The 23196-nt window shown below is 68.0% G+C and carries 21 protein-coding genes, 2 tRNA genes and 1 pseudogene; 10 read left to right on the top strand and 14 right to left on the bottom strand.

Translation table 11 applies throughout. The features are described from left to right. The first annotated feature begins 2 nt into the window (after positions 1–2). Positions 3–3764 carry an AAA family ATPase gene (locus ABFX18_RS12375; protein ID WP_346058472.1) on the top strand — a complete coding sequence of 1254 codons (3762 nt, stop codon included), beginning with the start codon at positions 3–5 and terminating at the stop codon, positions 3762–3764. Positions 3765–3788: 24 nt separating this feature from the next. Next, complete coding sequence (locus ABFX18_RS14270; RefSeq protein ID WP_428833700.1) at positions 3789–4163, top strand: hypothetical protein; 375 nt, start codon at positions 3789–3791, stop codon at positions 4161–4163. A gap of 14 nt (positions 4164–4177) precedes the next feature. Here ABFX18_RS14270 and ABFX18_RS14265 read toward each other — a convergent pair. Then, positions 4178–4318 (bottom strand): annotated as a pseudogene (locus tag ABFX18_RS14265) (FmdB family zinc ribbon protein); the annotation flags it as partial. Between the two features lie 66 nt (positions 4319–4384). Continuing rightward, on the bottom strand, positions 4385–4978 hold the full coding sequence (locus ABFX18_RS12360) for a 5-formyltetrahydrofolate cyclo-ligase (protein ID WP_346058471.1): 594 nt from the start codon (positions 4976–4978) through the stop codon (positions 4385–4387). Positions 4979–5053: 75 nt separating this feature from the next. On the opposite strand from ABFX18_RS12360, the gene galU reads away from it, so the two are divergent. From galU to ABFX18_RS12345, 3 genes are all read left to right on the top strand, one after another. Next, positions 5054–5983 (top strand): UTP--glucose-1-phosphate uridylyltransferase GalU, encoded by a 930-nt coding sequence (gene galU, locus ABFX18_RS12355; RefSeq protein ID WP_090146916.1) that lies wholly within the window; start codon positions 5054–5056, stop codon positions 5981–5983. 5 nt (positions 5984–5988) lie between these two features. Beyond that, a complete protein-coding gene (locus tag ABFX18_RS12350; protein ID WP_090147447.1) occupies positions 5989–6597 on the top strand; it encodes a GNAT family N-acetyltransferase in 609 nt (202 codons plus the stop codon). An 87-nt stretch (positions 6598–6684) separates the two neighbouring features. Next, the gene (locus tag ABFX18_RS12345) at positions 6685–7734 is read left to right on the top strand and encodes a hypothetical protein (protein ID WP_090146918.1); all 1050 of its coding nucleotides are present in this window, start codon (positions 6685–6687) and stop codon (positions 7732–7734) included. Positions 7735–7809: 75 nt separating this feature from the next. On the opposite strand, the gene ABFX18_RS12340 is transcribed toward ABFX18_RS12345, so the two are convergent. Together ABFX18_RS12340 and ABFX18_RS12335 are read right to left on the bottom strand one after the other, a co-directional pair. Beyond that, positions 7810–8985 (bottom strand): serine hydrolase domain-containing protein, encoded by a 1176-nt coding sequence (locus ABFX18_RS12340; protein ID WP_346058470.1) that lies wholly within the window; start codon positions 8983–8985, stop codon positions 7810–7812. Further along, positions 8982–10427: a purine-cytosine permease family protein gene (locus tag ABFX18_RS12335; protein ID WP_346058469.1), complete on the bottom strand. Its 1446-nt coding sequence runs from the start codon at positions 10425–10427 to the stop codon at positions 8982–8984. The genes ABFX18_RS12340 and ABFX18_RS12335 overlap by 4 nt, the downstream gene beginning before the upstream one ends. A gap of 88 nt (positions 10428–10515) precedes the next feature. Between ABFX18_RS12335 and ABFX18_RS12330 the strand changes: the two genes are divergently transcribed. Then, positions 10516–11151, top strand: a complete 636-nt coding sequence (locus ABFX18_RS12330; protein WP_090146925.1) for a TetR/AcrR family transcriptional regulator — start codon at positions 10516–10518, stop codon at positions 11149–11151. 115 nt (positions 11152–11266) lie between these two features. Here ABFX18_RS12330 and ABFX18_RS12325 read toward each other — a convergent pair. Beyond that, a tRNA-Ala gene (locus ABFX18_RS12325) sits at positions 11267–11339 on the bottom strand. 74 nt (positions 11340–11413) lie between these two features. Between ABFX18_RS12325 and ABFX18_RS12320 the strand changes: the two genes are divergently transcribed. Both ABFX18_RS12320 and ABFX18_RS12315 read left to right on the top strand, forming a co-directional pair. Then, complete coding sequence (locus ABFX18_RS12320) at positions 11414–12040, top strand: LysE family transporter (RefSeq protein ID WP_090147449.1); 627 nt, start codon at positions 11414–11416, stop codon at positions 12038–12040. A gap of 85 nt (positions 12041–12125) precedes the next feature. After that, positions 12126–12200, top strand: a tRNA-Lys gene (locus ABFX18_RS12315). 108 nt (positions 12201–12308) lie between these two features. Here ABFX18_RS12315 and ABFX18_RS12310 read toward each other — a convergent pair. Further along, the gene (locus tag ABFX18_RS12310) at positions 12309–12494 is read right to left on the bottom strand and encodes a CsbD family protein (RefSeq protein WP_090146928.1); all 186 of its coding nucleotides are present in this window, start codon (positions 12492–12494) and stop codon (positions 12309–12311) included. A gap of 245 nt (positions 12495–12739) precedes the next feature. Here ABFX18_RS12310 and ABFX18_RS12305 point away from each other — a divergent pair, with 245 nt between their 5' ends. Both ABFX18_RS12305 and ABFX18_RS12300 read left to right on the top strand, forming a co-directional pair. After that, positions 12740–13369, top strand: coding sequence for a hypothetical protein (locus tag ABFX18_RS12305; RefSeq protein WP_346058468.1), 630 nt, complete (start codon positions 12740–12742; stop codon positions 13367–13369). 348 nt (positions 13370–13717) lie between these two features. Further along, positions 13718–14167 (top strand): acyl-CoA thioesterase, encoded by a 450-nt coding sequence (locus tag ABFX18_RS12300; protein ID WP_090146932.1) that lies wholly within the window; start codon positions 13718–13720, stop codon positions 14165–14167. 68 nt (positions 14168–14235) lie between these two features. On the opposite strand, the gene pstB is transcribed toward ABFX18_RS12300, so the two are convergent. The 8 genes from pstB to ABFX18_RS12260 all read right to left on the bottom strand — a co-directional run bounded on the left by pstB (position 14236) and on the right by ABFX18_RS12260 (position 23187). Continuing rightward, a complete protein-coding gene (gene pstB, locus ABFX18_RS12295; protein WP_346058467.1) occupies positions 14236–15015 on the bottom strand; it encodes a phosphate ABC transporter ATP-binding protein PstB in 780 nt (259 codons plus the stop codon). A 40-nt stretch (positions 15016–15055) separates the two neighbouring features. Beyond that, on the bottom strand, positions 15056–16177 hold the full coding sequence (pstA, locus tag ABFX18_RS12290) for a phosphate ABC transporter permease PstA (protein WP_090146937.1): 1122 nt from the start codon (positions 16175–16177) through the stop codon (positions 15056–15058). Beyond that, on the bottom strand, positions 16177–17115 hold the full coding sequence (gene pstC, locus ABFX18_RS12285) for a phosphate ABC transporter permease subunit PstC (RefSeq protein WP_090146939.1): 939 nt from the start codon (positions 17113–17115) through the stop codon (positions 16177–16179). Before pstC ends, pstA begins: the two co-directional genes overlap by 1 nt. A 100-nt stretch (positions 17116–17215) precedes the next feature. Then, positions 17216–18319 carry a phosphate ABC transporter substrate-binding protein PstS gene (gene pstS, locus ABFX18_RS12280; RefSeq protein ID WP_090146941.1) on the bottom strand — a complete coding sequence of 368 codons (1104 nt, stop codon included), beginning with the start codon at positions 18317–18319 and terminating at the stop codon, positions 17216–17218. A 194-nt stretch (positions 18320–18513) separates the two neighbouring features. Then, complete coding sequence (locus tag ABFX18_RS12275; protein ID WP_346058466.1) at positions 18514–19467, bottom strand: NUDIX hydrolase; 954 nt, start codon at positions 19465–19467, stop codon at positions 18514–18516. Beyond that, complete coding sequence (locus ABFX18_RS12270; RefSeq protein ID WP_090146946.1) at positions 19464–21593, bottom strand: RNA degradosome polyphosphate kinase; 2130 nt, start codon at positions 21591–21593, stop codon at positions 19464–19466. The genes ABFX18_RS12275 and ABFX18_RS12270 overlap by 4 nt, the downstream gene beginning before the upstream one ends. Further along, positions 21590–22519, bottom strand: a complete 930-nt coding sequence (gene mshD / locus ABFX18_RS12265; protein ID WP_346058465.1) for a mycothiol synthase — start codon at positions 22517–22519, stop codon at positions 21590–21592. The genes ABFX18_RS12270 and mshD overlap by 4 nt, the downstream gene beginning before the upstream one ends. Then, entirely contained in the window at positions 22516–23187 is a 672-nt protein-coding gene (locus ABFX18_RS12260; RefSeq protein WP_090146950.1) for a winged helix-turn-helix domain-containing protein, read from the bottom strand. Before ABFX18_RS12260 ends, mshD begins: the two co-directional genes overlap by 4 nt. Between the last annotated feature and the right edge of the window lie 9 nt (positions 23188–23196).

Raw genomic sequence — 23196 nt, 5'->3', positions numbered from 1 at the left:
GCGTGGACTCGGAAGCGACGGCGCAGACGCAGAACGTCGCGGAGCAGCCGGTGAACGAGGGCGCGCTCGCCAAGGCGCCTTCCCCGGCGCCCCGTGATGAGCCCGACCTCGCAGCCGAGCTGAGCGGACCGGTATCGCTCGTCGACGTGTACGCCGACGAGCACGCCGACTGGCGGCGCGAGCTCGCCAGCATCGGCGGGAAGAACGCCCTGCTGCACTTCGATGATCGACCGTTCAACCGCATCGAGCTCTCGACGACCCACCCCGGCGGGCTCCCGCAGTTCATCACGGGCAACAAGATCCTCCTCTCCGCGCTCATCCGTGACGATCTCGCCCTGCGGCACGCCCGCAAGGCCGCCGGCCGAGTCACCGACAAGGCGATCGAGATGCGCACCGTCCGTGGGCTCGAGACCGTCAACCTGGGTGTCGGGATCGCGAAGTGGGAATTCGAGGGCGAAGAGTTCTGCGCGCCGGTGCTGCTGCGCCCGCTCGCCATCCGTCGCTACGGTCGTGACTTCGAGCTCAAGCTGAAGCAGTTCCCCGTGGTGAACTCCGAGTTGATCCGCGCGATGCGCGAGCAGTTCGGCATCAGCGTCGATGCGCGCTCCCTCATCGAGCTGTCGCAGTCGGAGGGCGTCTTCAAGCCCCAGCCCGTGATCGATCGGTTGCGGCAGATGGCGGCCGGGGTGCCGGGGTTCGTGGTGCAGCCGCGCCTCGTCGTCTCGTCGTTCCACAATGTCGCCCAGTCGATGGTGGCCGACGCGAAGGACCTGACGTCACCCGTGCTCGCTGCGGTCTGCGGGAACGAACCGGCGAAACGTCAGCTCGCCGCGACCTATCGTCCCGTCTCGGCGACGCCGCCCGATGAGCGGTCGCCTGATACTGATCGGACCCTCTACGACGCTGACGCGGAGCAGGACGATGTGCTCGCGCAGATCGACGCCGGCCATTCGCTCGTCGTGCACACTCTCCCGGGCACCGGCGGCACGCAGACCGTCGTGAACGCGATCGGCAACCTCGTGCGCGCTGGCAAGCGCGTGCTCGTCGTCTCCCCGCGGCGCGCGACGCTCGACGGCATCACGCACCGGTTGGCCCGTGTGGGTCTCGCGGGTCTCTCGGTCAGCCCGCGCCGTCTGCGGCGCAATCTGGTCGAGTCGATCAGCCGGAACGAGAACGCCCGAACTGAGCAACTGCGCGACGTCGATGAAGCACTGGTGCGACTGCGCGGCGTGCTGCTCGACTATCAGACGGCGCTCTCCACACCCGACGAGCGCTTCGGCGTCTCGCCGCTCGACGCGCTGCGCAGGCTCACCGCCCTGTCGCTCGAGGAGCGGCCGCCGAGTACGACGGTGCGGCTCGACGACCAGGCTCTCGGCCAGCTCACCCTCGATCGATCCTCGGTCGCCGAAGCGCTCACCGAGGTCGCCCGATTGGGGCAGTTCCAGTACGGCCCGGAGGATTCGCCCTGGTACGGCGTCAGCTTCAGCACGACCGAGGAGGCGCGCTCGGCCTACGGTACGGCGGTGGATCTCGCCGAGTCCCAGCTGCCGCGTCTGATCTCGATGTCGAACGAGCTCATCGGCCAGACGTCGATGCGCCCGTACGAGACGATCGCCGAGCTCGGCGTCTATCTCCGGTTGCTCATGGGCATCCGGGAGACCCTCGACCGCTTCACTCCCGAGGTGTACGACCGGTCGCTGACCGAGGTCATCGCCGCGCACGCCCCGCGGGGGGATGACGAGATGTCGGCGGCGAACAAGCGACGGCTCCGCAAGCTCGCCCGCGAGTACGTGCGACCCGGGGTGCACATCTCCGACATGTACTCGCGACTCGTGCAGATCCAGCAGCAGCGCGTGCTCTGGCAGCGATACACGACGGTGGTCGGAGCCCGCCCGGAGGTTCCGCTCGGCATCTCGGATGTCGTCGTCGCCTTCCAGTCGGCGTACCAAGATCTCGACGCGCTCGATCGCGTGCTCGGCACCACGGCGGACGCCGATCGGCTGAAGACGCAGTCGCTCGCCCGGCTCGCGAGCCGCATTTCGGATCTCGCCCGCGAGTCCGAGGTGCTGCAGAACATCCAGGAGCGCACCGCCATCGTCGAGCGCATGCGTTCGGCGCACCTCGAGCCCCTCCTCGACGACCTCTCAGCGCGCCACGTGCCAGCTGAAGACGTCGCCGACGAGCTCGAACTGGCCTGGTGGCAATCCGCGCTCGAACGCATGCTGCAGAGCAATGAGGCGTTGCTGAGCGCGAACACGAGCGTCATCGAACGACTCGAGGCCGACTTCCGCCTCGTCGACGACGCGCACGCGGGAGCGAACGGTGCGCTGCTCGCAGCCTCGCTCGCCGACTCGTGGCGCATCGCGGTGCTCGACTTCAAGCAGGAGGCTCTCGCGATGCGGGAGGCGCTGCGCAGCGGATACGTCTCGCCGCAGTCGCTCGCCCAGCGGGCTCCCAACCTGCTCGGCGTGCTCGCCCCCGTGTGGACGATGTCGCCGTACGAGGTCGCCATGCTGCCCGACTCGATGCGCTTCGACGCCGCGGTGGTGGTCGATGCTGGAGCGACGACGCTCGCCGAGAACCTCGGCGCCATTCGACGCGCGGACCAGGTCATCGCCTTCGGCGACACCATGACGCAGACGCCCTCGCACTTCGACATCGCCGTGGGCGCGTCGGATGAAGAGCGCGAAGCGGTCGACGCCGACGCACTGCACCGCAGCTCGGCATTCGCGCAGCTCGGCGAGGTGCTGCCGACCCTGACGCTCACCCGCAGTTATCGGGCCGGCGGCGAAGACCTCACGAACCTGGTGAACAGCCGCTTCTACGGCGGGGCGATTCAGTCGCTGCCCTGGGCCGGAAGCTTCCTCAACCACTCGAGCCTGACGTACGAGTTCGTGCGCGGCGGCCAGGGGCTCCCCGATCAGCAGACCGGCGCGGTCGAGAGTACCGACGCCGAGGTCGAACGCGTGGTGCAGCTGGTGCTGCAGCACGCGAGCGACCGCTCGGGCGAGTCGCTGATGGTCATCACTGCGAGCGAGCGGCATGCGGTGCGGGTGTATCAGGCCGTGCTGCAGGCGTTCTCGAAGTTCCCGCAGTATCGCGACTTCCTGCTCGGCGAGCGCGCAGAGCCGTTCGCAGTGCTCACGCTCGAGCAGGCGACGGCGCAGAGTCGCGATCGCGTGATCTTCTCCATCGGCTTCGGGCGCACGCCCCACGGGCGCGTGCTGTCGAACTTCGGCGGCCTCGGTCGCCCGGGCGGCGAGCGCCTGCTCGCGGTCGCCATGACCCGCGCGCGTCGTGCGATGACGATCGTCAGCTGCTTCAAGCCGGAGGACCTCGATCGCGCCCGCATCAAGCACGGGGTCGTCGAACTCGCGGAGCTCCTGGCCTTCGAGCACCCGGAGCCGGAGGCGCCGTCACTGCCCGCCGAGCGGGATCCGATGCTCGGGGAGCTCGCCGATCGGCTTGCAGCGCTCGGGTTGACCGTCGCGATGGACTACCGCGGAGCCATTCCGCTCGCGGCGTCGCTCGAGGATCGCGCGATCGCGATCGACCTCGACCTCGGTGCCGCCGGCGACTACCGGGGTGACAGCCTTCGCGACACGCTGAGGCTGCGACCTGCGGTGCTCCGTCGTCTGGGCTGGCACTACCACCGCGTGCAGAGCTTCGATCTCTTCGCCGATCCCGACGAGGTCGCGCTGCGCATCGCGCGGATCGTCGGGTACGACGCGGGGGAGGGCGCAGCCGGATCCGATCGCGCATGAGCGCGAACGGAGGGGAGTCGCCGCGTGAGCGCCGCTCTCGTCGCGCCAGTCGTCCGGCTGCGCCCGGCGTCGATCAGCATCCGTCGCAGCACCCGCTCGACGGGCGCGCTGCTGAGGACCTGCCGGAGGGCTGGGGCGAGCCCGGCGCGGCCGGCGCGCGCGGTGCCGGAACACGATCGGCGCGCGACGAGGCGCTCAGCCGAGATCGGCCGCCCCACTGGGGGTAGCCGATCGGCTCAACTGGACGACGACCCGGCGGACGACCCGCTGGAGGAGGAGCCCGAGCCCGATCCCGAGCCCGACTTCGACCCGGAGTCGGACTTCGACCCTGACGACTTCGAAGCCGATCCTGCGCCGGAGTCCGATGAGCTGCCGGAAGACCGGGAATCGGTGCGATAGAACCCGGAGCCGTTGAAGGTCACGCCGAGTGAACCGAACACCTTGCGCAGCGTGCCTCCGCACTCGGGGCACTCGGTCAGCGATGCGTCGGAGAACGCCTGATAGATATCGAAGGCGTGGCCGCATTCAGAGCAGCGATAAGCGTACGTAGGCACAAGCACCAATGATACCTCTTCGCGCTCGCGCGAGCGCCGAGCCAGCACGGTTCCGCGGGCGCAGGCTTACACCTCTCGCTGGTCGGCGAAACGCAGGATGCGCGTCGGTGTGACCGCACCGGCGACGGGCACGTCGTGGGCATCTCGGGGAAGGGACGGATACACGTCCTCGTCGTCGACGACCGCGTAGACCGGTGGGCGACGATGCAGTGTCGCGAGCATCCGGTCGTAGTACCCGAGCCCCCACCCCAGACGGGTCCCGCTCGCGTCGACCGCGCACGCGGGAACGAGCAGCAGATCGACGTCGCCCGCCGCCTCGGTGCCGAGTCTGGGGCCCTCGGGTTCGCGGATTCCGTGCCGACCCTCGATCCGGGCGCCCGTGTCGATCGCCCACTCGATGCGATGACCTGGCAGCGCCACCGGGAGCAGCACGCACACGCCCGTGTGCGACGCCCACTCCAAGAACGCGCCGATGTCGGGCTCGCTGCCGAGCGGCACGTAGGCGGTCACCGATCGTGCGCCGAAGTCGGAGACCAGGTCGACGAGCTGCCCGGCGAGCGCGTCGCGCCGCCGCTCGCGTTCGCGTGGAGACGCCGAGGCGCGTCGGGCGCGAACTTCTGCTCGCACCGCGATCTTCTCCGAGCGCACCTGCTGAGACATAGCACTCAGCATAGGTCTGAGGCGAGCCCACCGGCACGACTTTGCCGCCTCGGGCGCGGAGGATAGGCTGACCTCATGACTGACACGCAGGTGAAGCACAGCCGTTCGGTGACGAAGGCCGTTGTGCCGGCCGCAGGGCTCGGCACCCGTTTCCTCCCGGCCACGAAGGCCATGCCGAAGGAGATGCTGCCGATCGTCGACAAGCCGGCGATTCAGTACGTGGTCGAAGAAGCCGCGTCGGCCGGGCTGGGCGATGTGCTGATCATCACGGGTCGGAACAAGGACAACCTGCTCAACCACTTCGACAGCGTTCCCGAGCTCGAGTACTCGCTCGAGCGCAAGGGCGACGAGGGCAAGCTCGACAAGGTGCGCGAGTCGAGCGAGGTCGCTGAGGTGCACTTCCTGCGTCAGGGGCAGCCCCTCGGGCTCGGTCACGCAGTCGGCCGCGCGCGCTGCCACGTCGGCGACGAGTCCTTCGCCGTGCTGCTCGGCGATGACCTCATCGATCCACGCGACCCGCTGCTCGATCGCATGATCGCGGAGCACGACTCCCGCGGCGCCACGGTCATCGCGCTCATGGAGGTGCCGCGCGAGTCAGTGCACCTGTACGGATGCGCAGCGGTCGAGACCACGGACGATCCCGACGTCGTGCGCATCACGGGGCTCATCGAGAAGCCCTCCGCCGAGGAGGCGCCGTCGAACCTCGCCATCATCGGACGGTATGTGCTGCGGCCCGAGATCTTCGACGTCATCGATGAGCTGCCGCCGGGACGCGGCGGCGAGATCCAGCTCACCGATGCGCTGAACTATCTGGCGGAGGGCAAGGGCGACGGCCCCGTCTACGGTGTGATCTTCCGCGGGCGGCGCTACGACACCGGCGACCGCGCCGATTGGATCAAGGCGAACGTGTTGCTCGGCGTCGACCACGAAGAGCTCGGCGACGAGATCACCGAGTGGGTCATCGGCTTCGCGGACCGCCTCCGCGAGCAGCGCTCCGAGGGCTGACCGAGGTGCCGCTCGGCCGCGAGATCGACGACCCGGGGCTGCTCGCGTCGGGTCGCGTGGCCGTGCGGATCATCCGCTGGGCGGATGCGGAGCCGCTGCGCAGGCTCCTCACGGACAACCGCTCCTGGCTGCAGCGGTGGGAGGCGACGCACCCATCGGGTCGCAGCGTCGTTCCGGGATCCGTGTCGATGCGGCCGATGATCCGCACCCTGCGCAGGCAGTTGCGAGCCGGAAGCGGCATGCCCTTCGTGATCCTCTACGACGGCGTCGTCGTCGGGCAACTCAGCGTGTCCGAGATCAGCGGCGGAGCGCTGCAGTCGTCGCAGCTCGGCTATTGGGTGTCGGAGCACGTTGCCGGTCGGGGCGTCACCACGACGGCTGTGGCGCTCGTGATCGATCATCTCTTCTCCGCTCTCGGCCTGCATCGCGTCGAAGTGTGCATCCGGCCTGAGAACGACCCGTCGCTCCGGGTCGTCGAGAAGCTGGGGCTGCGCCGCGAAGGGCGCAGGGAATCGTACATACACATCGATGGGGCCTGGCGCGATCACGACGTCTTCGTCGCTCTGCGAAGCGATGCGAGCGCTGGCTACGTCGCGAGGGTATCCCGGGACTGAGCGCTCCGGGGCCGCATTCGCGGTGGCATCGCGGCATCGCGGCGCGCCGATGACAGCGCCTCGCGCGGACGCCGTACAGTGATCCCCATGACTGGCGGCGTACTGGGCGGAGGCGTGATCTTCGTGATCGCCGCGCTCCTGTGGGGTGCCGTGCTGGTTCCCAACTGGGCACGACGGCGCGAGTTCCGCGCGGCCGAGAAGAATGCGCTGAGGCTCCAGCGCACCCTTCGCCTGCTGGCGGAGACCTCTGAGGTGCCGCAAGAGGTGCGTCTCGAGGCCACAGCGCGGGAGGCGCTCGCGCATGAACGCATGCTGCGAAGCGCGCAGAAGCGTCAAGATGCCGAGCGACGAGCCGCTCTGGCAGAAGCGGAGGCAGAACAGGTGCGTGCAGAGATTCGAGCCCGACAGATGCAGCGCAAGCAGGCGGCAGCCGAACGTGCGGCGAAGCTGCGGAAACCGGTGGCGCGGCGCGTGCGCGCGACCGCCGCTCTCGGGGCCCTGCTCGGGCTCATCGGGCTGCTCGTCGGCGCCGGCTTCGCGATCGGTGGAAGCGGGCCCTCGATGCTGATCGGTTCGGCCGCACTCTTCGCCGCTTCGAGCGGTGCGCTCGTGCTTCTCGCTCCCGGTCGAGCACGAGTGCAGGCGGTTCCCGCCGAGCAGGTGACCACGGCGATCGCGACCGCAGTGGTGGAATCCGCGCCGCAACTCGTCGAGGCGCCGGACCCCGCGCATGCGGCGGCCGCTGCGACGGCGCACGCGGAAGCTCAGCGCGCGGCCGCGGAGCGCATCGAACTCGCCCGTGCTCGGGCCCGCGCTCGTGCGGAGCGCCCCGCGCCGCAGGAGAACCAGACGGATTCGATGCTGCTGCGCGAAGTGCGCAAGCAGCTCGCTCAGGCCGCAGAGACGCCGGTCGATCCTCGTGCCGCTGCAGCGTCGGCTGCGGCTGAAGAGCAGGCGCGCCAGCAGGCGCAGGCCGCTGAGGACGCGCGCCTGCGGGAGCAGGCCAGGCAGCGCGAACTGCGCGCCCAGCAGCATGAGGCGAGCCAGCGACTCCGCAACATGGGCGTGGTGGGCGATACTGCCACCGGCATGCCCGATCTCGACGCCGTGCTTCGCCGTCGCCGCAACGCCGGTTGAGACGCCCGTCGGCTCGCTCAGTGGTCAGTCGGCAACCTGCACCGAGCTCAGAACTCTGGTCGACTCCCCGTTCGTTCAGGTCGCGTCGAGCGCTTCGCACACGTCCATGAGCAAGCGCGTCTGCTCAGCATGCGCAGCATCGTCGTCGGGCCTGGGCCACGACGAGAGCTTCACGATGACGCTGTCACTCGGAGGATCGAGCCAGAGGTGCTGGCCGTGGATCCCGATCGCGGCGATGTTGCCGCGGGAGTTTCCGGTGCACCACCACTGCCGGGTGTAGCTGCCGCCGGGAAACGCCGCCGTCCATCCACTCGGTGCCATCGCCGTCGCCGATCCGCCGGCGAGCAGCGCGTCCGTCCACTCGCCTGGAACAACGCGGCCTCCTGGAGCGAGACCGCGGTCGAGGATCATGCGACCCACGCGGGCGAGGTCGCGCGCGGTGCACGAGACGCCGGCGTTGGCGTATCCGAAGCCCGTCGCGTCGACGGTGATCGACGCATCGCGATCCGCCCCGATCTTCGCCCAGAGATACTGGGAGAGGGCCTGCGGATACCTCAGCCCGCTCGCCCGCTCGACGATCCATGCGAGTACATCCGTCGATGCGGAGCAGTACTGGAACTCGCCGACGGCGCCGAGCCCTCGCAGTGTCCTCAGGAAGGCGCGGTCGTGCGCCGGATCGTTCGGCTGCCTGCTGCGCCACCCTGAAGCGCGATCGTGCGTCTGCACCTCTGACCGTGGGTCGAGGTAGTTCTCGGAGTAGTCGATCGATATCTCCATGTCGAGGAGCTGCTGCACGCTGGGCCCGTCGAACACCGAACCGCAGAGCTCGGGCACATACGCGGTGATCGGCGCCGCGGTGTCGATGCGCCCTTCGCCCACGAGCGCGCCGACGACGGTGCTGCACAGCGACTTTGAAACACTCATGAGCAGGTGCGGGGCGTCGACCGAGTGCCCGGAACGGGCGTATTCGGCGGTCGCCTCAGCGCCTCGGAGTATGAGGAACGCGTCGGTGTGCGTCGCATCGAGCCGTGCGCGCAGGCCCGGCACGAGCGCTTCCAGCGCTTCGAGCCCCTGCCCCCGTCCGTGCTCAGGCCGGCGCTCGGCGATGCGGGATACGGGAGCGGTCGGCAGGAGCTCGGACAGGTGCGCGAATGACCAGGGCTGATGCGGTGCATCCTGCCACGTGTCGAGCGTCGGCCGCGCTTCGCACGGGTCGACGGTGCGGCGGCACTCGGCGTCGTCCCCGCTCACGCGTTCGCTCCCCGCTTGATCGAGCGACCGGCGAACACCCAGTAGAGCGCGGCCGACACGAGCATGCCGGCCGGTACCGACAGGTCGAGGTATCCGAGCGCCACCGCTATCGGCCCAGTCCACACGTCAGTCGAGATGCAGAGTGCCGCCGCTGTGCCGCCCGAGACCACCGCCAGGAGCCCGGGCATGCCGAATCCGCCGCGATACCAGAACGGCCCGCCGGGGCGTTCGTCGAAGAGCATCAGGCCGTCGTAGCGGCCCTGCCGCAGCACGATGTCGGCGACGTACACCGCCATGGTCGGGGCGGAGATGACGATGAGGAACTGGAGCATGAGGTTCACGGCACCGAGCAGGGTGGTCGACAGCACGAGCACGATTGTGAGCCCGGTCCCGAGCGCTCCGATGAGGATCGCGGAGGGGATGCGCCGGATCGGCACGCCGATGGATTGGAACGCCATGCTGGCCGTGTAGGTGGTCATCCCGTTCAGCGCGACGGTGTTCACGATGACGCCGAGTACGAAGACCGGTCCCAGCCAACCGGGCAGCAACTCGAAGAGCACGTACTCGATTCCTTCCGAAGCCCCGTCCGGGGAGACTGTGGTGCCGAGCAGCGCGCCCACCGAAACGAAGACGGCGCTCGGCAGGGCGCCGCCGAGCGCCGTCGCGGCGATGATGCGCTTGGGGCTCGTGGTGGCCGGCAGGTAGCGCGCGAGGTCGGCGCTGTTCGAGTACGAGAGCGGTGTGGAGGCGAGGATCGCGAAGCCGATCGTGATGCTCGACCAGAGGGCCAGGCCCGTCAGCGGCTCCGGCTGCGCGTATCCGAAGTCGACCCGCGGCAGGATGCAGGCGGTCACGATGACGAACACGAGCAGGAGGCCGATCGTCACCCAGGTGTAGGAGCGGAGGATCAGTCCGTGGCCGAACACCGCGATGAGCACGGTGCAGGCCGAGACCGCGATGGAGACGAGGATCAGGGCGGCGAGGTGGTCTGGGAACCCCCAGCGCATGAGGAGCTCCGCGCCCATGAACGAGGAGGCGACCCAGTTGAGGGCGAGGAATACTCCCGAGATGAACCAGCCGTAGATCGCGATGACCGCCTTGTTGCCGCGGATCCCGTAGATCGCCCGCTGCACGACGGACCCGGAGGTGCCGGCGGCGGGCCCGCTGATCGCGACGACTCCCGGGAGCACCCAGAGCAGTTGCGCTGCGACGACGACGAGCAGCGCCTGCCAGATCTCGAGTCCCAGTACGAGCGTGAGCGTCGCGCCGATCGTGAAGTTGAGAACGCTGATGTTGGGGGCCGCCCACACCGTGAAGAGGTCGCGCGCCCGTCCGTGTCGCTCGGTGTGCGGCACGAGGTCGATGCCGCGCGTCTCAGGGCGGGAGGCGCGGTCGAGCTGCTGCGGCAGCGATGACGGTGGTGTCGGGGGCGATTTCGGCATTGAAATCCTCTTTCGATAGATGGCGTTCGGCCACTATTGAAGCACACTTCAATAGCGCGTGGGGCACGCATCTCGTAGACTCCGAGGCATGGTGTCACCCGCGCGCGCAACGAGGACCCGTAAAGCGCCGACCGAACGACGTCAGCAGATTCTCGACCGAGCCGCGGAGATCGCGATCGCCCACGGCCTCGAATCGGTGACGCTCCGCGCGGTCGCCGAGCCGCTGGGCGTGCAGCCGAGCCTCGTGCACCACTACTTCTCGTCGTCCGAGGCACTCGTGATTGCGGCGTTCGAGCGAGCGATATCGATCGAGCGCACAACGCTCTTCGCGTCGGAGGGTGCGCCGACCCGACGCCTCGCGACGATGATCCGACGCGTCGAGAGCGGCGACGCCATCGACCTCGCCCGTTTCTGGCTCAACGCCCGCAACCTCTCGCGCTTCCGCCCCGAGCTGGCCAGAGCCGTCGCCGAGCAGGAGCGACTCGATCGGGATGAGCTCGTCGCGATCCTGCAGGCCGGTGTCGCCGCTGAGGAATTCACGTGCCCCGACCCCCTCGTCGCCTGCATCCGCATCTTCATCGCGATCGATGGCGTCGGCGCCTACGCGAACGACCTCGGCGACTTCGCGCATCCCGCCTTCGACCACTTCGTCACCGATGTGGCCGCCTGGGCCATCGGCCTCGCGCCCGACGTCCTCCGCGTGCACGTGGAAGCGGCCGAGTAACGGGCCGGACGCTGCGCTCGGGCTCCGTCCGAGCTGAGTCCTGAGCTCGATCTCGCGACGAGTCGCCGAACGCAGAAGAGTCTCGGCTCCACGAGGAAACCGAGACTCTGACCGGTGGATCTGAGGGGAATCGAACCCCTGACCTTCTCATTGCGAACGAGACGCGCTACCAACTGCGCCACAGACCCTGACAGCGATCGATTCTAGCAGGGGAGCGGGGCCTGGTGAAAATCGCGCGCCCGCGCGCCGTTACACTGTGCTCGTGTCTCTCGCGATCTGGCTCTCCCTGCTGGCGGCCACCGTCGTCATCTGCATCACTCCCGGGGCCGGAGCGATCAACACGATGTCGAACTCACTCGCGGTCGGATGGCGCCGGTCGATCTGGGGAGTGCTCGGGCAAGAGCTCGCGCTGCTCGTGCACATCGTCATCGTCGCCGCCGGGGTCGGGGTGCTCGTCGCCAGCACCCCAGCACTCTTCAACGCGATTCGTTACGCGGGCGCTGCCTACCTCGTGTACCTCGGTCTCCGCCTCATCTTCACGAAGCCCCAGCCTCCAGCCGCCGACTCGGAGGGGGCGCGGAAAGCGACGACGCGGATGGCGATGCTGCGCCGGGGATTCTGGGTGAATCTGCTGAATCCCAAAGCGATCGTGTTCTTCTTGGCCTTCATCCCGCAGTTCATCAACACGGACGCACCGATCATGCCGCAGTACCTGATCCTCGTCGCGACCGCCGTCGGCGTCGACGTGATCGTGATGTGGGGCTTCTTCGCGGTGGCGGCCCGGCCCTTTCGCCGCTACACCGCGACCGCTCGGGGCCAGCGGGTGCTCAACGCGGTGTTCGGCAGCCTCTTCGTCGCCGTCGCCGCACTCCTCGTCTTCATCCACTGACGGAACGCGTGCGCTCCCGGCGTGCGCGAAGCTCGTCGCGCCGAGATGAGCCGGCCGCCTCGAATCCGCTAAGCTATTCGGGTTGGCCCCTATAGCTCAGCGGTAGAGCTACGGACTTTTAATCCGCAGGTCGTAGGTTCGATCCCTACTGGGGGCACCACGTGCAAGAGTGCTCGACGCGCGTCCGCGACAGCAGCCGTCTCGGCCGGAGCACGCAGAACGGCCCTGCACTCCCGAAGAAGTGCAGGGCCGTTCTCGTCCGCTTCGACTACTTGTCGAAGACGTCCTTCGCAGAATCCTTCGCGTTCGCGCCGGCCTGCTTCATATCGCCCTTGGCCTGATCGAGCTTGCCCTCGGCGACCTTGCTGTCGTCTCCGGTTGCCCGGCCAGCGGCCTCCTTGGCGTTGCCCTTCAGCTTGTCTCCTGCTGCGGAAATCTTGTCAGATGCACTCATGCAGTCCTCCTTCGATGATGGGGCGCATTCCCTGTATCGGGAACATCCACCACGTTGCCATCTCGCCCGGGCGGCGCCCAGGGGGTTGCACTTCCACCGTGAAGTGTGGATCATCGCGAGACCTCAATGGTACTCCCCGGGGTCGAGCGAGGGCTGTGCGTCGTGGTGCGCGAAGCGGCGTAGACTCGCGAAGTCCGCGATGCGCTCGCGCGCTTCCCGTCCCGATTGAACCGTGAAAGAGGCCGATGTCACGCGATCACCAGCGCCCTGTGTTGCAGCCGAGTTTCACCTTCGATTGGATCATCGGGTCCGACGAACCGGAGGCGGCTCGCCGGCTCGCCCAGGAGACCTCGTGGGCGCTGCTCGACCGTGTGCGCAGCGTCGCCGACCCCGATGTCGTCGAGCGAGTCGTCGGGCTCGCTTCGGGGACCGGGCTCGATGACATCGCCGAACTGTGGGCGGGCGAGAGCTCGCACTCGCTGGCGGGTGTGCTGTGGCGGCTGTACCTGCTGCGCCGCGTCGTCGACGCTGATCCCGAAGGATCAGCTGACCTCTTCCGCCGCGGCGCGGCAGCCACGGCGACGATCGATCCGGTGGTCGCTGGTGCAGCCGAGCCGGTGACCCCGGAGTCGATCGCCGGACTCTGCGAGACCATCCTCCGCGGTGTCTTCGCCGGAGACCTGGGCGGCGCTCTCGAACGCTCGTCGAGCTACTGCCGCATCATGTCGCTCGGCGCCGCCGATCTCGCCGATACGCGCGATGTGCACGACGACGCGCACGCCTCGGAGCTCACGACCCGTTCCCTGCGCTACTCGACGTTCGCGAGCGACCTCCACGCCGGTTCGCGGCGCTGGCGCGACGGCACGCTCTCGTAGCGGTGTGGGTGTCGAGAGGTACTCGCGGGCACGAGGGAGCATTCGCCGACGATGGGGTCGCTCTCGGTGGGAATCCTCGTGTTCGCGCCGATGAGCAGCAGCAGCGCGTTCGCCCAGCGCAAACGGCACGCCCTCGCGCGGAGCGCACGCTGCGCTAAACTGGTTCGTGCCGGGCCGCAGTAACCCCGGGCTCCAATTTTCGCCGCTTCGAGCGGCCTTCCGCCGAGAGGCGTTTCTGCGGCTCGGTCTTTTCATGCCCTGGCGAGGGCGGCCTGAAGCGCTCGCGTTCTCGATCCCGAAACATCGCTGTTCTCCTGCTCGAAATGCGCGCGTTCTAAGCTCGGGTGCATGAGATCTCAGTACGCGCACGCAGACGGCATCAACTTCTCCACGCGCAAGTGGGTGCGGCCGGAAGACATGAACGCGAACGGTTCGCTCTTCGGGGGGAGCCTACTGCGTTGGATCGATGAAGAGGCGGCGATCTACGCCATCATTCAGCTCGGCAACCCGCACGTCGTGACGAAGCTGATCTCGGAGATCAACTTCGAGGCGTCGGCGCGCGAGGGCGACCTCATCGAGATGGGACTGGTCGCGACCGAATTCGGCAGGACCTCGCTCACGATGCGCGCCGTGGTGCGAAATATGATCACGCGCAAGACGATCCTGTCGATCGAGCGCATCGTGTTCGTCAACATCGGCCCAGAAGGCGTGCCGGTGCCGCACGGGTACACGGAGATCACCTACGATCGCGACCGCATGCCTCACGCGGATGAGATGCCGAACCGCGACGAGGACTGACCCCAACGCAGCAGCCCCGGTGCGCGCCGAACACCGGCGCGCACCGGGGCTGCTGCCCCTCGGGCGAGTTACCCGAAGCGGCCCGAGACGTAATCCTCGGTCGCCTGGACGGACGGCGTGGAGAAGATCGTCGAGGTGTCGTCGTACTCGATGAGCTTGCCCGGCTTGCCCGTGCCCGCGATGTTGAAGAACGCGGTGCGGTCGGAGACGCGGGAGGCCTGCTGCATGTTGTGGGTCACGATGACGATCGTGTACTCCTGCTTGAGCTGATCGATGAGATCCTCGATGGCGAGGGTCGAGATCGGGTCGAGCGCCGAGCAGGGCTCGTCCATGAGGAGCACCTCGGGTTCGACGGCGATGGCGCGTGCGATGCAGAGTCGCTGCTGCTGCCCGCCCGAGAGCCCTGAGCCCGGCTTGTCGAGGCGATCCTTCACCTCGTTCCAGAGGTTCGCGCCGACCAGCGACTTCTCGACGAGCGCATCGGAGTCGCCCTTCGACATGCGGCGGTCGTTGAGGCGCACGCCGGCGAGCACGTTGTCGCGGATCGACATGGTGGGGAAGGGATTGGGGCGCTGGAACACCATGCCCACCTGGCGACGCACGAGCACGGGGTCGACGCCGGTGCCGTAGAGGTCCTCTCCGTCGAGCAGGACTTCGCCTTCGACGCGCGCGCCGGGGATGACCTCGTGCATGCGGTTGAGCGTGCGCAGGAAGGTCGACTTGCCGCAACCCGAGGGGCCGATGAACGCGGTGACGCTGCGGGGTTCGATGTTGATCGAGACATCCTCGACCGCCAGGAACTTCGAGTAGTAGACGTTGAGGTCTTTGACCTCGATGCGCTTCGACATGGTGATTCTTTCGTTCGGAGTCTGCGGAAAGGGGAGCGGCTCAGCGGCCGGTCTTAGGGGCGAACCAGCGGGCGATGAGACGGCCGAGCAGGTTGAGCGCCATGACGATGAGGATCAGCGCGAGCGCTGCGGCCCAGGCGCGGTCGATGAAGGCTTCGGCCGGGTTGCCCTGGTTCATGAACTGCGTGTACACGTACACGGGCAGCGACTGCATGCGGTCCGAGAAGAGGTCGTAGTTCATCGAGGCGGTGAACCCGGCGGTGATGAGCAGCGGCGCCGTCTCGCCAATGACGCGAGCGATGGAGAGCATGATGCCGGTGGTGATGCCCGCGATGGAGGTGGGCAGGACGACCTTGGTGATGGTGCGCCACTTCGGCACCCCCAGGGCGTACGAGGCTTCTCGCAGCTCATTGGGAACGAGGCGGAGCATCTCCTCGCTCGAACGGACGACGACCGGGATCATCAGCACTGAGAGGGCTACCGCGCCGACGATGCCCATGCGCACGCCGGGGCCGAGGAAGAGCGCGAAGACCGCGTAGGCGAACAGGCCGGCGACGATCGAGGGGATGCCCGTCATGACGTCGACGAGGAAGGTGATGGTCTTCGCCACCCGCCCGCGTCCGTACTCGACGAGGTAGATCGACGTCATGAGGCCGAGCGGCACCGAGATGACCGAGGCCGCGAGCGTGATCAGCAGCGTGCCGATCATGGCGTGGAGCGCACCGCCGCCCTCGCCCGTGACGTTGCGCATGGAGGAGTTGAAGAACTCGGCGTCGAAGCGTGCGAGGCCGTTCGAGACCACGGTGATCGCGACCGAGACCAGCGGCACCATGGCGAGCAGGAACGCTCCGGAGACGATGGCCGTGATGAAGCGGTCCATGGCCTGGCGACTGCCCTCGACGGCGGCCGACATGATCGTGATCACGAGCACGTAGGCGATCGCACCGATGAGCACCGCGCCCACGATCGAGAACTCGCTGCCGGAAGACGCGGCGAGAAGGCCGAAGAGTGCGAACGCTGCGGCGAGGCAGCCGACGAGCACGAACCACGGCGTCGAGCGCGACAACCGGTTGCCGGCGAGCGAAGAACCTGCGCGGACGGGGCGGACGGTGATGGCCACGGAAGTGGTCCCCTCTTGTTTCGGTTCGGTCTGCTGGAGCATCAGTTGGCCGCCGAGAACTCGGCGCGGCGGCTCACGATCCAGCGAGCGAGCGCGTTCACCAGGAAGGTGACGATGAACAGGATGAGGCCGGTGGCGATGAGCACGTTGATGTTCTCCCCGTAGGCCTCCGGGAACGAGAGGGCGATGTTCGCCGCGATCGTCGAGGGGTTCTCGGAGGTGAGCAGCCGGAACGAGACGAGACCGGTGGCCGAGAGCACCATCGCGACGGCCATCGTCTCACCGAGCGCTCGCCCGAGGCCGAGCATGGCGGCAGAGATGATGCCGGGGCGACCGAAGGGGAGCACCGCCATGCGGATCATCTCCCAGCGGGTCGCGCCGAGCGCCAGCGCGGCCTCCTCGTGCAGCACGGGCGCCTGCAGGAAGATCTCGCGGCAGATCGCCGTCATGATCGGGAGGATCATCACGGCGAGCACGAGCGCGGCCGTCAGGATGGTGCGACCGGTGCCGCTGACCGTGCCGCTGAAGAACGGGATCCACCCGAGGTACGTGTTGAGCCACTCGAAGATCGGGCGTGCCGCGGGCGCGAGCACGCCGATGCCCCACAGGCCGAATACGACGCTCGGCACTGCCGCGAGCAGATCCACGATGTAGCCGAGTACCTGCGCGAGCTGGCGAGGCGCGTAGTGGGAGATGAAGAGGGCGATGCCGATCGCCAGCGGGAGCGCGATCAGGAGGGCGAGAGCAGCGGCCCAGACCGTACCGAAGACGAGCGGACCGACGTACGACCAGAAGTTGCTGGTGAGCAGCGACGCGCTTTCATCGGTGGCGACGAAGGCGGGGACGCTCTGCACGATGAGGAAGATCGCGACGGCAGCGAGGGTGACGAGGATCATGCTGCCCGCGAAGACCGCGGAGCGCGAGAAGACGCGGTCGCCGATGCTGAGCACCGGCTTGGCGGGGGCGGAAGTGACGGTCACTGAGTCTCCGAGGTCTGGGAGGGAACTGCTGGGGGGATCACCTGGCGGCGATCGGAGGTGGGAGGGGCGCGACACGTCCGCGCCCCTCCCACCTCGGAGATCAGCTGATCGAGTCGATCGCGGTCTGCACCTGGCCGCGGAGGTCTTCGGAGATCGGCGCGTTGCCGGCCGATTCCTGAGCCGCCGACTGGCCTTCTTCGCTCACGATGTAGCTGAAGTACGACTTCACGAGCTCGGCGTTCGCCGCATCCTCGTACTCGGCGCACCCGATGAGGTAGCTCACGAGCACGATCGGGTAGACGCCGTCCTCGGTCGAGGTGCGATCGAGCGTGATGGCGAGGTCGCCTTCGGTGCGGCCCTCCTCGAGCGACGAAGCGTCGACGATGGCTGCGGCGGCCTCGGGGGAGTACGGCACGTAATCCTCGCCGACCTTGATGTCGACGGTGCCGAGGTCGCCGGCCTGCGAAGCGTCGGCGTAACCGATGGTGCCGCTGCCGTTCTTCACCGCGCTGACGACGCCCGAGGTGCCCTGCGCGCCTTCGCCGCCGAACTCGGTCGGCCAGGTCTCGATGGAACCGGCGGTCCAGTCATCGGCCGCTGCTGCCGCGAGGTACTCGGTGAAGTTGCCCGTGGTGCCGGAGTCGTCGGAGCGGTGCACGGCGGTGATGTTGCCCTCGGGCAGCTCGACGTCGGGGTTCTGGTCGGCGATGGCCGGGTCGTTCCAGCTGGTGATGGCGCCGGAGAAGATCTTCGCAACGGTCGGTGCGTCGAGCTTCAGCGAATCGACGCCCTCGACGTTGAAGATCACTGCGATCGGGGAGATGTAGGCGGGGAACTCGACGATGTCGCCGGTGGCGCAACCGTCGAAGGGGCCCGCCGAGATCTCTTCGGCCTTGAACGCACGGTCGGAGCCCGCGAAGGCGCTCGCGCCCTGCTGGAAGGTCTCGCGGCCGGCGCCCGAGCCGGAGGGCTCGTAGTTCACCGTGACGTCGGGGTTCGCGGTCTGGAAGCCGGCGACCCAGACTTCCTGGGCCGAGCCCTGCGACGAGGCGCCGGCGCCGACGAGTTCGCCGGAGAGGCTCGAGGTTGCAGCCGAGTCATCGCTTCCGGAGGCGCTGCCGCCTTCGTTGGCGGCACAGGAGGTCAGCGTGAGTGCAGCAATACCGCCGATAGCGGCGATCTTGGCGAATGCGGAGAGCTTCACTTGAGATTGATCCAATCTGGAAACGGATGTGAGGTGATGGCCTCAAACGACCACAGCACCACGCTAAGCATCCTGCGTGACGCGGGGTCTGCCAGAGGGTGAACAACAGGTGAACTCACGCCGCCGGCATCCGCAGCCGGCGGACGGCTGCACCTGCTCCGCGGGGCCCTTCCGGCCATCCCGAGGCTTCGGGGTCAGTGCTTCAGCGGGTACGTCTCAACGGAGAGGATGCCCGCCTCGGGGTGCCGCCGCGACAGATGGAATACGGAGAACCCGGCGGTCGGCAGCGTGGTTGCTTCTTCCAGATAGGCGCCGATGCGACCTCCGGTGGCGAGTGCGAGCTCGCGAGCGAGATCCGGCAGCACGGGTCGGTGGCTGCAGAGCAGCACGTTCTTGCCGCGGCTGACGATCGCGGCGATCAGTTCGCGCAGCCCCGCGAGTTCGCCCGCATCCCACGAGTCCTGGCTGATCGCGTCGGTGAGCCGCGCCGGTTTGCGCCGACGCTCGGCGAACGGTCTGACGGTCTCCACGCATCGCACAGCCGTCGACGTGTAGATGCGCCGCGGTCCGAATGCATCGAGGATCGGCACCAGGGCGGCGGCTTGAGCCTTCCCGAAGTCGGTCAACGGGCGGAGATGGTCTGGCTCACCGCTCTGAGCGCGCGGAAGTGCTTTCCCGTGGCGCAGCAGCGTCACGGAGAAGCTGTCGAGGTGATCGTGCTCGGCCAGTTTCAGGAAGACGTCGAAGAGCTCTTGATCGGCGGAATAGGTGAGCCGCCCGCGCACCTCGTCGATGGGCACCCACTCGATCGCATCGACCTCGCCGTTCGGCTGAAACGCGGCTTCGAGCGCACGCTTCCTCGGGACCTGGACGGCCCAGTACTGCACCGTCTTCCGACGGTTGCCGCTGAGGTCGTAGCGGATCGTGCCGAGATGCTGATCGAGCCGCACCTTCAGCCCGGTCTCCTCGCGAGTCTCGCGCACCGCGGCCTGCGGCAGGCTCTCGCCTGGTTCGAGCTTGCCCTTCGGAAACGAGATGTCTCGTCGTTTCGGTCGGTGGATGACGAGCACGAGCACCTGCTCGCTCCCGTCAGCGCGGGCATCGCGGGTCCAGCAGACGGTTCCGGCGGCGAAGACCTCCTCCGTCACCGCGATCTCCGCGCACGGCGCGCCTCGGTGCGATCCTCCATGACCAGATCCTGCAGATCGGGGAGCACTTCGCCGGCCTCGTTCGTCACGCTCCGATGCCAGCTGCCATCCGGCAGCATGCGCCACGACGAGACGTCGTCGCTGAAGGCGAAGTCGAAGAAGCGGGAGATGCGCTCGAGGTGTTCGCGCTCATCGAGGCGGACGAGCACCTCGATGCGACGGTCGAGGTTGCGGTGCATGAGGTCGGCGCTGCCGATGAACACTTCGCGCTCTCCGCCGTTCTCGAACGAGTAGATGCGCGAGTGCTCGAGGTAGCGGCCCAGCACGGACCGGACGCGAATCGTCTCGGAGAGGCCCGGCACTTCGGCGCGGATCGAGCAGATGCCGCGCATCCACACGTCGATGGGCACACCGGCCTGGCTCGCGCGGTAGAGCGCGTCGATGATGGTCTCGTCGACCATCGAGTTGCCTTTGAGTCGAATGCCGCTCGGGCGGCCGGCGCGTGCATGCTCCGCCTCGCGCTCGATGCGTTCGAGGAGTCCGCTGCGCAGCTGCAGCGGGGCGACGAGGAGGCGGTCGTAGTCCGTCTCGATGGCGTAACCGGACAGTACGTTGAAGAGCTTCGTGACGTCGCGTCCCACCTCGGGGGACGATGTGAACAGCCCGAAGTCCTCGTAGATGCGACTGGTCTTCGGATTGTAGTTGCCGGTCCCGATATGACAGTAGTGCGCGAGGCGACCGCCTTCTTCGCGGATCACGTGGACGAGCTTGCAGTGCGTCTTCAATCCGACGAGCCCGTATACGACGTGCACCCCGGCCTGCTCGAGCTTGCGGGCCCACGTGATGTTCGCCTCTTCGTCGAACCGCGCCTTCACCTCGACGAGCGCGAGCACCTGCTTGCCGGCTTCCGCGGCCTTGATGAGCGACGCCACGATGGGGCTGTCGCCGGAGGTGCGATACAGCGTCTGCTTGATGGCGAGCACATCGGGATCGGTCGCGGCCTGTTCGACGAACGCCTGCACACTCGTGGCGAACGACTCGTAGGGGTGGTGCACGAGCACCTCGCGCCGAGCGATGGCGGCGAACGTGTCGAGCTTGTCGCTCGGAGCTCCGACGCGGAACTGGGGGTGGGTGACCGGGATGTGCGGCTTGAACTTCAGGTCGGGCCGCGCCACCCGCGTGAGGGCGAACAGGCCGCTGAGATCGAGCGGTGCCGGAAGGGTGTAGACCTGCTGCTCGTCGATGTCGAATTCGCGCACGAGCAGTTCGAGCGTCGCCTCATCCATGTCATCCGAGATCTCCAGGCGGATGGGTGGGCCGAAGCGGCGGCGCAGCAGCTCCTTCTCGAGCGCCTGAATCAGATTCTCGGTCTCGTCCTCTTCGATCTCGACATCTTCATTGCGCGTCACGCGGAAGACGTGGTGGTCGATGACCTCCATGCCGGGGAAGAGGCCGCCCAGCTGATTCGCGATGAGCTCTTCGAGCGGGATGAAGCGCACGTTGTCGACGCTCTCTCGACCGTCGACGCGGACGTAGCGCGGGATCATCTGCGGCACCTTGAGGCGCGCGAACTCGATCTTGTCGGTGTTCGGGTTGCGCACCCGGATCGACAGGTTGAGGGCGCGGCCGGAGATGTAGGGGAATGGGTGCGCCGGGTCGACGGCGAGCGGCATGAGCACGGGGTAGATCCGCTGCTCGTAGTAGTCGGTGAGGATCTCGCGATCCGCGTCATCGAGCTCATCCCAGTCGACGATGTTGATTCCGGACTCGGCGAGCGCGGGCTGCACGTGACCGCGGAAGCACTCGGCGTGCCGCAACTGCAACTCGTAGGCGCGTCGGTTGATGTTCGCGAGCACGTCGGTCGGAGCGCGTCCCACGTTCGTCGGAACCGCGAGGCCGGTGATGATGCGCCGTCGCAGGCCGGCGACGCGCACCATGAAGAACTCGTCCAGGTTCGCGGCGAAGATCGCGAGGAAGTTCGCCCGCTCGAGCACCGGCGTCGACGGGTCCTCTGCGAGCTCGAGCACGCGCTGGTTGAAGTCGAGCCAGCTCAGCTCGCGGTCGATGTACCGGTCTGCTGGGAGTTCGACCCGGACATCGGAGGGGTCGCGCGGTTCGTCGTTCATGGATCCATTGTGGCACCAGGGGAGGCCGGTGAGGCCGTTCTCCACTGGCGACTGCGTGAATCGATGGTGAACCCCGCGCGTTCGTACATGCGCACGGCGCGATCGTTGTCGCCGTCGACGTACAGCGAGACCCGCTGCGGCCGGTGCTGCGCCATGCGAGCGAGTGTCGCGTCGAGGAGCAGGCCCCCGAGTCCCTGCCCCGCGGACTCCGGGCGCACTCCGACGGCGTAGAGCTCCGTCTCGACCTCGGGATCACGGAGCGTCTTGATCCACGTCGATCCCGCGGCCTCGCCGGTGCCGTCGATGAGGAGCAGCAGATCTTCCGGGTCGAACCACTCTTCGGCCCGCATCAAGGCGAAGTCCGATTCGGTGACGCGCCCCTGCTCGGGGTGCGTCGCGAAGGCTGCGGCGTTCGCCCGCACCCACCTGCCGGCGTCGTCGGGTCGCTCGGGGTCGAATGGGCGCAGCTCGAACCCGTCTGGCAGGTCGAGTGCGACCGCGTCCGAACCGGGCTGCGGGAGCAGCGCGGGATCGAGGGCCATGCGATAGAGCGAGCGCACCGGGGTGAAGCCGGCGCGGCGCAGGAGGGCCTCGGCCGCCGGATTCTCGCCGTGCGCCCACGCGAGCGCCTCGGTGTCGACGCGCTGCAGCAGTTCGGCGAGGGCTGCAGTGCCGACTCCGTTCCCACGCGCCTCCGGGAGCACGACGAGATCGACCTCGCCCTGGCCGACGACGCCGACGGCCACGGGATCCGCGTTCGCATCGCCCCGGAACAGGAGCAGCGATCGCTCGCCCTGCGCCGCTGCGAGCAGTGCCTGATCGGAGACGGGCGACGCTCCATCGTGCTCATGCGCCGCGGCGATGATGCGCCGGGCGAGCTCGAAGTCGGACGGGCGGGTTGCGGCGTACGACTCGAGATGCGTCATTCCGTCTCTTCCTCCTCGATACGGGCCCGTGCGAAGCCGTAGCCGACCCCGCGCACCGTACTGATCAGACCCTCGTGTTCGCCCAGCTTCGCACGGAGACGTCGCACGTGCACGTCGACGGTGCGCGTGCCGCCGAAGTAGTCGGTGCCCCACACCTCGCTCAGCAGCTGCTCGCGCGTGAACACGCGACCGGGGTTGCCCGCGAGGAAGTGCAGCAACTCGAACTCCTTGTAGGTGAGGTCGAGCGGACGGCCGAAGAGCCGAGCGGTGAAGTTCGATTCGTCGATGACGACTCCGGCGGCGTGCACGGCGGCCGGCTGCGCGGCAGCCCTGGGGCGCTCGAGCAGTCGCAGCCGGAGCTCGATCTCGACGGGGCTCGCGGTCGGCAGGAGCAGTTCCTGCACGCCCCAATCCGGGGTCAGCGCCGTGAGCGCCACCTCGGGGAGGATGACCACGCGCGGCGTCTCGCTCCCATCGACCATGCTGAGGCACGCGCTGCGTGCACGGCGGGCGTCGAGCGTGCCGTCGATGAGCACGGCATCGAATCGATCCGCCATGGTCTCCGGAACTCGGAGGGAGAGCGGCGAGGTGCGCACATCGTGCGGGAGGAGGTCGAGCCCGGGGAGTGAATCAGCCGGATCGCGATCTGAGAGGCAGAGGAGTTGCATCTACCCGTC

It is taken from the genome of Leucobacter alluvii (genome assembly GCF_039530485.1).
Taxonomy (GTDB): domain Bacteria; phylum Actinomycetota; class Actinomycetes; order Actinomycetales; family Microbacteriaceae; genus Leucobacter; species Leucobacter alluvii.
Note: the sequence above shows the minus strand (reverse complement) of the source record. Positions and strands in the feature narration are given on the sequence as shown.

Bases quoted from the DNA above. Each gene is read 5' to 3' on its own strand.
- pstA (WP_090146937.1), bottom strand. From the start codon at position 16,177: ATGCTCCAGCAGACCGAACCGAAACAAGAGGGGACCACTTCCGTGGCC.
- ABFX18_RS12335 (WP_346058469.1), bottom strand. From the start codon at position 10,427: ATGCCGAAATCGCCCCCGACACCACCGTCATCGCTGCCGCAGCAGCTC.
- ABFX18_RS12305 (WP_346058468.1), top strand. From the start codon at position 12,740: ATGTCACGCGATCACCAGCGCCCTGTGTTGCAGCCGAGTTTCACCTTC.
- mshD (WP_346058465.1), bottom strand. From the start codon at position 22,519: ATGACGCATCTCGAGTCGTACGCCGCAACCCGCCCGTCCGACTTCGAG.
- ABFX18_RS12360 (WP_346058471.1), bottom strand. From the start codon at position 4,978: ATGTCTCAGCAGGTGCGCTCGGAGAAGATCGCGGTGCGAGCAGAAGTT.
- galU (WP_090146916.1), top strand. From the start codon at position 5,054: ATGACTGACACGCAGGTGAAGCACAGCCGTTCGGTGACGAAGGCCGTT.
- pstB (WP_346058467.1), bottom strand. From the start codon at position 15,015: ATGTCGAAGCGCATCGAGGTCAAAGACCTCAACGTCTACTACTCGAAG.
- ABFX18_RS12300 (WP_090146932.1), top strand. From the start codon at position 13,718: ATGAGATCTCAGTACGCGCACGCAGACGGCATCAACTTCTCCACGCGC.
- ABFX18_RS12270 (WP_090146946.1), bottom strand. From the start codon at position 21,593: ATGAACGACGAACCGCGCGACCCCTCCGATGTCCGGGTCGAACTCCCA.
- ABFX18_RS12330 (WP_090146925.1), top strand. From the start codon at position 10,516: ATGGTGTCACCCGCGCGCGCAACGAGGACCCGTAAAGCGCCGACCGAA.
- ABFX18_RS12310 (WP_090146928.1), bottom strand. From the start codon at position 12,494: ATGAGTGCATCTGACAAGATTTCCGCAGCAGGAGACAAGCTGAAGGGC.
- ABFX18_RS12345 (WP_090146918.1), top strand. From the start codon at position 6,685: ATGACTGGCGGCGTACTGGGCGGAGGCGTGATCTTCGTGATCGCCGCG.
- ABFX18_RS12260 (WP_090146950.1), bottom strand. From the start codon at position 23,187: ATGCAACTCCTCTGCCTCTCAGATCGCGATCCGGCTGATTCACTCCCC.